This is a genomic window from Micromonospora parastrephiae (assembly GCF_016802865.1).
Classification (GTDB): domain Bacteria; phylum Actinomycetota; class Actinomycetes; order Mycobacteriales; family Micromonosporaceae; genus Micromonospora; species Micromonospora parastrephiae.
Genome location: NZ_JAEVHM010000222.1, coordinates 1 through 7,985, shown reverse-complemented (window position 1 = coordinate 7,985; position 7,985 = coordinate 1). Strand labels below are relative to the sequence as shown.

Here is a 7,985-nt window from a genome sequence, read left to right as displayed (position 1 = left end):
AGCGCCGGCGGGCGGTCGCCGAGCAGGACCTCAGCCGGGCCAAACTCGTCCGGCGCGCGGCCGAGCGGGCGGTCACCGTGGCCCGGCGGCGCGCGGGGGGAGGTCGAGGCGGGCGGCGCAACGGGCGGCCCGTGCCGAACGGGGATCGGCAGCGCCGCGCGCTGGACCGGGAGCTCGCCAAGGCGCGGGACCGACCAGCAGCGGGCCGAGGCCGAGCTGGCCGAGGCGAGCGGGCAGGAGCGGGACGGCGCCGAGGCGCTGGACACCATCGAGGCCGAGCTGGCCGAGTTGGAGCGCCGGCGGGCGGTCGCCGAGCAGGACCTCAGCCGGGCCAAACTCGTCCGGCGCGCGGCCGAGCGGGCGGTCACCGTGGCCCGGCGGCGCGCGGGGGAGGTCGAGGCGGCGGTGGAGGCGTTGGCGGCCGAAGAGGGGGCTGCGGACTCCGGCGGTGGCGCGGCAGACTGACCATCGATGGACGACGACGAGCGGGCGGCCCGTCCCGGCCCCGCGGCGCCGGATCGGGGCACCGCCGCGGCCGGTGAGCCGAGGTGGGCGCAGGCGGCGCTCGGATGACGCCGGAGCAGGTCGCGGCCGCCAGCAAACCCGTCGTGCTCGACCTGGGCGACGCGTTCAGCCGCAGCCCGACCACGCTGCGGCGGGCCCGGCTGCTGGGCATCTCCGGCTGGGCCTTCTACATCAGCGGCAGGGCCGGCGCGCTCGGCGACGTACGGGCCGAGACCGCCGCCGCCGCCCTCGGCTTCGTCGCCCCGGACGCGTCGCCGACGGATGGGACGCCGCCGCCCGGACCGTCCGGCCGATCGAGGTGGCCGCAGCGAGCTTCGCCGAGTGCTGCCAGTGGGGCACCGAGCAGCTGGATCCGCTACCCGGGACCGAACGCCTCTCCGCGCTCGTCGAGCGGGCGGTGGGAGCGGCCGACGCCAGCGGAATGCCGCTGTTCGCCGCGTGGCGGGCCATGCCGCTGCCGGCGGACACCCCCGGCGCCCGCAGCGCCGCCGGGCTGCGACTGCTGCGTGAACACTTCACCGGCGCGTACCTGCTGGCCGTGCGCGCCGCCGGGATGACCCCGCTGGAGGCGGTCCTGGCCGGGCCGGAGGGGGAGGCCGGCGCGGTGGCCTGCGGCTGGTCGCCTCCCTACCCGCCGGTCGGGCCGCTGGTGCGTCGACGGCTGTGGGCGGAGGCGGTGACCAACCGCCTGGCCGCGCCGGCGTTCGCGGCGCTCGGCCCGGCCGACGGCGCCGAGCTGGTGGAGCTGCTGCACCGCACCCGGGCCGACCTCGGCTGAGCCGACGGCGGGCGGGCCGAAAATGGGCGGCGCCGGAGACCACCGGCTGCCAGGATCACCTGCCGTGACCCTCCCCGCAGGTTGGACCACGCGCCGACCCACTCTCGACGACGTTCCGGCGATCCTCGCGGTGGTGCACGCCGCCGACACCTTCGCCATCGGCCATCCCGACTTCGACGCCGAGGACGTGGCGGCGTCGCTCACCGCACCCTTCTTCGACCCGACAAGGGACTCCTGGCTGGCCGTGGACCCGGACGGCACCGTGGTGGGCTGGGCGACCGTGGACAACCCCACCGGCGTCGGCCGGGAGTTCGTGGAGGTGCACGTCTACCCGGGGTCCGCCGCCGCACTCCGGGCGCCGCTGCTGGCCCGCCAACTCGACCGGGTCGCCGAACGGGCCGCCGAGCGCGGGCTCCCCGCGCTCACCGTCCGGTGCGCGGTCTTCGCCCCGGAACGAAACTGGGAACGGGACCTGCGCGCGGTCGGATTCAGCCTGGCCAAGCGGTACGTCCGGATGCGTCGCACACTGGCCGACCTGCCCGTCGAACCACCCCTGCCACCCGGGGTGACGATCCGACCGGTCCGTCCCGACGACGAGACCGACCTGCGGGAGTTCCACCGGATCCACGACACCGCCTTCCGCGACACCCCGGACCACGAACCGGTGTCGTACGAGCGGTGGCGAGCCCGGATCGGTGACCTGACCGCCTGGGACGAGTGGCTCGTCGCCGAGGTGGACGGGGTGCCCGTTGGTGCGTTGCAGTCCTCGGACCAGGCCCTCGACCAGCAGCAGGGCTGGGTGAAGAGCCTGTCGGTGCTGCCCGCGTACCGCCGGCGGGGTGTGGGCGCGGCTCTGCTGCGCCGCGCCTTCGCCCGCTATGCCGAGAAGGGCCGCGCGGCGGCCGGCCTCGGGGTGGATCTCACCAACCCGACCATGCCGCTGTCGCTCTACCGGTCGGTGGGCCTGCGGGAAACCCGATGGATCGACATGTACGAGCTTTCCGTCCCGGCCGCCGGTGTGTGATTGACGACGTCGGCGGGGGCCGACCGGCGCTCCGGTCGGTGACGGTTGCAGACTTTAGGATGTGGGATACGCGCTACGCGGACGCGGTGCCGGTGGGGCGGGACCGCAGCTCGTTGACGTAGTCGTCCGGCGCGCCCGCCTTCTCGGCGGCGTTCGCGATCTCCGTCAGATACCACGACGTGGGCAGGCCACCCTCGTACCCGTCGAACACGTAGATCCACGCGGTCACGTCGCCGTCGAGGGTGGAGACCCGCACGTGCAGCTTGCGGTACGTGCCGGCGGACACCCCCTCCAGCTCGTCGAGCTGGGCCGCGTCGTACGGGTGGATGTCGTAGATCGCCACGAACACCCGGTCACCGGGGGACTCGACCAGGGTGCTCACCGCACCCTCCCAGCCGATCACGTCCGCGCCGGCGAAGGTCAGCCGCCACCCCTCCAGCCAGCCGGTGCCCACCATGGGCGAGTGCGGGCAGTAGGCGCGCATCCGGGCGGGATCAAGGTTTGAGCCGTAGGCGGCGTGATGACGCACGGCGATGACGATAGCCCGGCGGGCGGGTGGGGGAGAATACGACCGTGCGTGTCGGGTGCGTTCGGGAGAAGAAAGTCACTGTGAGCATCAACGAAGGGCGAACGCTGTGAGCCGGATCGTGATCATCGGCGGGGGGCCGGCCGGGTACGAGGCGGCCCTCGTCGCCGCCCAGCTGGACGCCGATGTCACCGTGGTCGAGGCCGACGGGGCCGGCGGGGCGTGCGTGCTCTCCGACTGCGTACCGTCGAAGACCTTCATCGCCAGCTCGGGGGTGGTCACCGGCTACCGGGACACCGAGGAGTTCGGTGTGCACTCGGACGGCCTGGAGGCGGTCACCGTGGACGCGCGGGCGGTGCACGAGCGGGTCAAACGGCTCGCGCTCGCGCAGTCCGCCGACATTCACGCCAAGCTGCTCAAGGCGGGGGTCACCTTCGTGGCCGGCACCGCCCGGCTCGGTGAGGACGCCCTCGGGCACACCCACCTGGTCATCGTCACCCCCGCCGACGGCTCCGAGGAGTACTCGATCGCCGCCTCGTCGGTGCTGGTGGCCACTGGTTCGACGCCGCGGCAGCTGCCGACCGCCGTGCCGGACGGCGAGCGCATCCTGACCTGGCGCCAGGTGTACGACCTGCCCGAGCTGCCGGAGCACCTGATCGTGGTCGGTTCCGGTGTGACCGGCGCGGAGTTCGCCAGCGCGTACCTGGCCATGGGGGTGGAGGTCACCCTGGTCTCCAGCCGGGACCGGGTGATGCCGCACGAGGACGCCGACGCGGCGTCCGCCATCGAGCGGGTGTTCCGCAACCGGGGCATGGAGATCCTCAACAACTCCCGGGCCGACGCGGTGCGGCGTACCGCCGACGGCGTCGAGGTGGAGTTGTCCGACGGCCGCAAGGTCACCGGTTCGCACGCCCTGATCGCGGTCGGTTCGATCCCGAACACGGCCAACCTGGGCCTGGCCGAGTACGGCGTGGAGTTGGGCCGTGGCGGCTACGTCACGGTCGACCGGGTCTCCCGGACCAACGTGCCGGGCATCTACGCCGCCGGTGACTGCACCGGCGTTCTGCTGCTGGCCAGCGTCGCCGCCATGCAGGGGCGGATCGCGATGTGGCACGCCCTCGGTGAGGCGGTCCGTCCGCTGCGGCTGCGGACCGTCGCGGCGAACGTCTTCACCGACCCGGAGCTGGCCACCGTGGGCGTCTCGCAGGACGAGGTGGACGCCGGCAAGGTGCCGGCCCGGCAGGTGATGTTGCCGCTGTCCGGCAACGCCCGGGCCAAGATGGACGACCTCTCCGACGGTTTCGTGAAGTTGTTCTGCCGGCCGGCCAGCGGTCAGGTGGTGGGCGGTGTGGTGGTCGCGGGCCAGGTAGGTGGCCAGGCGTTCGATGGGGGTCTCGAAGTCGGGGTTGAGGTCGACGAAGTCGCGCAGGCGCTCGCCCAGCCACTCCAGGGTCACCTGCTCGTCGCCCCGGCGTTCGACCAGCTCCTCGATGCCACGGTCGGTGAAGTACATGGGGTACGTCCTCGTGCTCGGCCCGGCTCGGGGCAGGGCGGATGGTCGGATGGACCGACGCGAGCCGGGGCAGGACCGTGGTGAACGGCCCTGCCCCGGCTCGCGCGGTGCGATCAGGTCACGGGCGGGGGAGAGCCGCCTCGATCAGCGCGGTCTGCTCGACCTCGTGGGTCTTGGCCGAGCCGACCGCCGGGGCCGCCGCGGCCGGGCGGGAGATCCGCCGCAGCCGGACGTCCGTGAGGTGCTCCAGCAGGTTGAGCGCGACGAACGACCAGGCGCCCTGGTTGGCCGGCTCCTCCTGCACCCAGGCGAAGTCCTCCGCGTTCGGGAACTGCGCCAGGGCGGCCCGGATCTCCTCCACCGGCAGCGGGTACAGCTGCTCGATCCGGATGATCGCGGTGTCGGTGACGCCGCGCTCCTGCCGGGCCTGGAACAGGTCGTAGTAGACCTTGCCGGAGCAGAGCAGCACCCGCTTCACCGCCTCCGGCGCCGGGGCGGCCGTGTCGCGCAGCACCGGCTGGAAGGTGCCGGTGGTGAAGTCCTCCACCGGGGAGACGCAGAGCTTGTGCCGCAGCAGCGACTTCGGCGTGAACACCACCAGCGGCTTGCGCTTGGGCGACAGGGCCTGACGCCGCAGCAGGTGGAAGTAGTTCGCCGGGGTCGTCGGGATGGACACCCGCATGTTGTCCTCGGCGCACATCTGCAGGAACCGCTCCGGCCGGCCGGACGTGTGGTCCGGGCCCTGTCCCTCGTGGCCGTGCGGCAGCAGCAGAGTGACAGCGGAGCGCTGGCCCCACTTCACCTCGCCGGACGAGATGAACTCGTCGATCACCGACTGGGCGCCGTTGACGAAGTCGCCGAACTGGGCCTCCCAGGCGACGAGGGCGTTGATGTTCTCCACCGAGTAGCCGTACTCGAAGCCCATCGCGGCGTACTCGCTGAGCAGCGAGTCGTGCACGAAGAACCGGGAGCGCTCGCCGTCGCCGGTGAGCGACTTCAGCGGCAGGTAGTCGTCGCCGGTGCGGGCGTCCACCACCGAGGCGTGCCGCTGGACGAACGTGCCGCGACGTGAATCCTGCCCGGCCAGCCGGACGGTGACGCCGTCGTGCAGCAGCGCGCCGAGCGCGATGATCTCGCCGAAGCCCCAGTCGATGTTGCCCTCGACGGACATCTTGGCCCGCCGGTCGAGCAGCTGCTGGATCCGCTTGTGCGGGGTGAAGCCCTCCGGCAGGTTGATGTGCGCCTCGCCGATCGCCTTCACCACGGCGGCGTCGGTGGCGGTGTCGACCTGCGGCTCCGGCTCCTCCTCGCGGCGCGGCCGGTTGAGCTGGCGCGGCGCGGCGGCGGCGTCCCGGGTGGCCTTGAAGACCTTCTCCAGTTGCGACTGGTAGTCGCGCAGCAGCTCCTCCGCGTCCTCCACGGTGATGTCGCCGCGACCGATCAGCTCCTCGGTGTAGAGCTTGCGCACCGAGCGCTTCGAGTCAATGATCTTGTACATCTGGGGGTTGGACATCGACGGGTCGTCGCCCTCGTTGTGCCCGCGCCGGCGGTAGCAGACCATGTCGATCACGACGTCCTTGTTGAACGCCTGCCGGTACTCGAAGGCCAGCCGGGCCACCCGGACCACGGCCTCCGGGTCGTCGCCGTTGACGTGGAAGATCGGCGCCTGGATCATCCGGGCCACGTCGGTGCTGTACAGGCTGGACCGGCTGTACTCCGGGGCGGTGGTGAAGCCGACCTGGTTGTTGACCACCACGTGCACGGTGCCACCGGTGCGGTAGCCGCGCAGCTGCGACAGGTTGAGCGTCTCGGCGACGACGCCCTGCCCGGCGAACGCCGCGTCACCGTGCACCGACAGCGGCAGCACGGTGTAGCCCTCCAGCTTGAGGTCGATCCGGTCCTGCTTGGCCCGGACGATGCCCTCCAGCACCGGGTCGACGGCCTCCAGGTGCGACGGGTTGGCCACCACCGACACCTTGACCGCGTGCTCACCCCCGGGGGTGGTGAACTTGCCGTTTTGCCCCAAGTGGTACTTCACGTCGCCGGAGCCCTGCGTCGAGCGCGGGTCCAGGTGACCCTCGAACTCGGAGAAGATCTTCTCGTACGGCTTGCCGACGATGTTGGCGAGCACGTTGAGCCGCCCCCGGTGCGCCATACCGATGACGACCTCGTCCAGACCGCTCTCGGCGGAGCACTCCAGCACCTCGCCGAGCAGCGGGATCAGCGACTCGCCGCCCTCCAGCGAGAAGCGCTTCTGGCCGACGTACTTGGTCTGTAGGAAGGTCTCGAACGCCTCGGCGGCGTTGAGGCGGTTGAGTACGTGCTTCTGCTCGTCCGCGGACGGCTTCTCGTACTTGCGCTCGATCCGTTCCTGGATCCAGCGTCGCTCCTCCGGGTCCTGGATGTGCATGTACTCGATGCCCACCCGGCGGCAGTACGAGTCGCGCAGCACGCCGAGGATCTCGCGCAGCTTCATCCGCTGGCGGCCGGCGAAACCGTTGACCGGGAACTCCCGGTCCAGGTCCCACAGGGTCAGCCCGTGCTGGAGGACGTCCAGGTCGGGGTGCTTGCGGATGGTGAATTCCAGCGGGTCGGTGTCGGCCATCAGGTGACCGCGCACCCGGTACGCGTGGATCAGCTCGTGCACCCGGGCGGTCTTGTTGATCTGACCCTCGGAGTTGACCGCCACGTCGCGCACCCAGCGCACCGGCTCGTACGGGATGCGCAGCGAGGTGAAGATCTGGTCGTAGAAGCCGTGCTCGCCCAGGATCAGCTCGTGCATCACCTTGAGGAACTCGCCGGACTGCGCGCCCTGGATGATCCGGTGGTCGTACGTGCTGGTCAGCGTGATGATCTTGCTGACCGCCAGCTCGGCCAGGGTGGCCTCGGACATGCCCTGGTAGGGGGCCGGGTACTCCATCGCGCCGACACCGATGATCGCGCTCTGCCCCTGCATGAGCCGCGGCATCGAGTGCACCGTGCCGATGCCACCCGGGTTGGTCAGCGAGATCGTGGTGCCGGAGTAGTCCTCCATGGTCAGCTCGTTGCGCCGCGCCCGCCGGACCACGTCCTCGTACGCCTGCCAGAACTGCCGGAAGTCCATCTGCTCGCAGCCCTTGATGGAGGGGACCACCAGGTTGCGGCTGCCGTCCGGCTTGGCCAGGTCGATCGCGATGCCGAGGTTGACGTGCGCCGGGCGGACCACCGCCGGCTTGCCGTTGGCCTCCGCGAAGGAGTTGTTCATCTCCGGGTGCTGCACCAGCGCGCGCACCAGCGCGTAGCCGACGAGGTGGGTGAAGCTGACCTTGCCACCACGCCCCCGGGCGAGGTGGTTGTTGATCACGATGCGGTTGTCGACCAGCAGCTTCGCCGGGACCGCGCGGACGCTGGTCGCGGTGGGCACGCTCAGCGAGGCGTCCATGTTCTGGACGATCTTCGCGGCGACGCCTCGCAGCGGCGTGGTCTGCGGGCCGTCGGCGGTCGGGGCGGTGGCCTTCGCGGCCGGCGTGGTCGGGGCGGCCTTCTCCGGCGCAGCCTTCGTCGGGGCCTGCGCGGCGGCGGGCTTGGCCGGTGCCGGTTGCGCGACGGCGGCTTGCTGGCCGGCTGCGGGGCGGCGCTC

At 71.9% G+C, this 7,985-nt stretch carries 3 protein-coding genes and 4 pseudogenes; 4 read left to right on the top strand and 3 right to left on the bottom strand.

Annotated features, from left to right (window positions below):
* The 3 genes and pseudogenes from JNW91_RS27455 to JNW91_RS27445 form a co-directional block, all read left to right on the top strand.
* A pseudogene (locus JNW91_RS27455) lies at window positions 1-465 on the top strand (hypothetical protein); the annotation flags it as partial.
* A 104-nt stretch (window positions 466-569) separates the two neighbouring features.
* Window positions 570-1,303, top strand: a pseudogene (locus JNW91_RS27450) (SCO6745 family protein).
* A 64-nt stretch (window positions 1,304-1,367) separates the two neighbouring features.
* Window positions 1,368-2,327: a GNAT family N-acetyltransferase gene (locus JNW91_RS27445; protein ID WP_203178319.1), complete on the top strand. Its 960-nt coding sequence runs from the start codon at window positions 1,368-1,370 to the stop codon at window positions 2,325-2,327.
* Window positions 2,328-2,400: 73 nt separating this feature from the next.
* On the opposite strand, the gene JNW91_RS27440 is transcribed toward JNW91_RS27445, so the two are convergent.
* Window positions 2,401-2,856, bottom strand: a complete 456-nt coding sequence (locus tag JNW91_RS27440; RefSeq protein WP_203178317.1) for a gamma-glutamylcyclotransferase — start codon at window positions 2,854-2,856, stop codon at window positions 2,401-2,403.
* Window positions 2,857-2,860: 4 nt separating this feature from the next.
* On the opposite strand from JNW91_RS27440, the pseudogene JNW91_RS27435 reads away from it, so the two are divergent.
* A pseudogene (locus JNW91_RS27435) lies at window positions 2,861-4,228 on the top strand (NAD(P)H-quinone dehydrogenase); the annotation flags it as partial.
* Here JNW91_RS27435 and JNW91_RS32720 read toward each other — a convergent pair.
* Window positions 4,211-4,366 (bottom strand): annotated as a pseudogene (locus JNW91_RS32720) (DUF6104 family protein); the annotation flags it as partial. The pseudogenes JNW91_RS27435 and JNW91_RS32720 overlap by 18 nt on opposite strands.
* Before the next feature lie 118 nt (window positions 4,367-4,484).
* Window positions 4,485-7,985 (bottom strand): multifunctional oxoglutarate decarboxylase/oxoglutarate dehydrogenase thiamine pyrophosphate-binding subunit/dihydrolipoyllysine-residue succinyltransferase subunit (locus JNW91_RS27430; protein ID WP_203178314.1); only part of this gene is annotated, 3,501 nt, incomplete at its 5' end.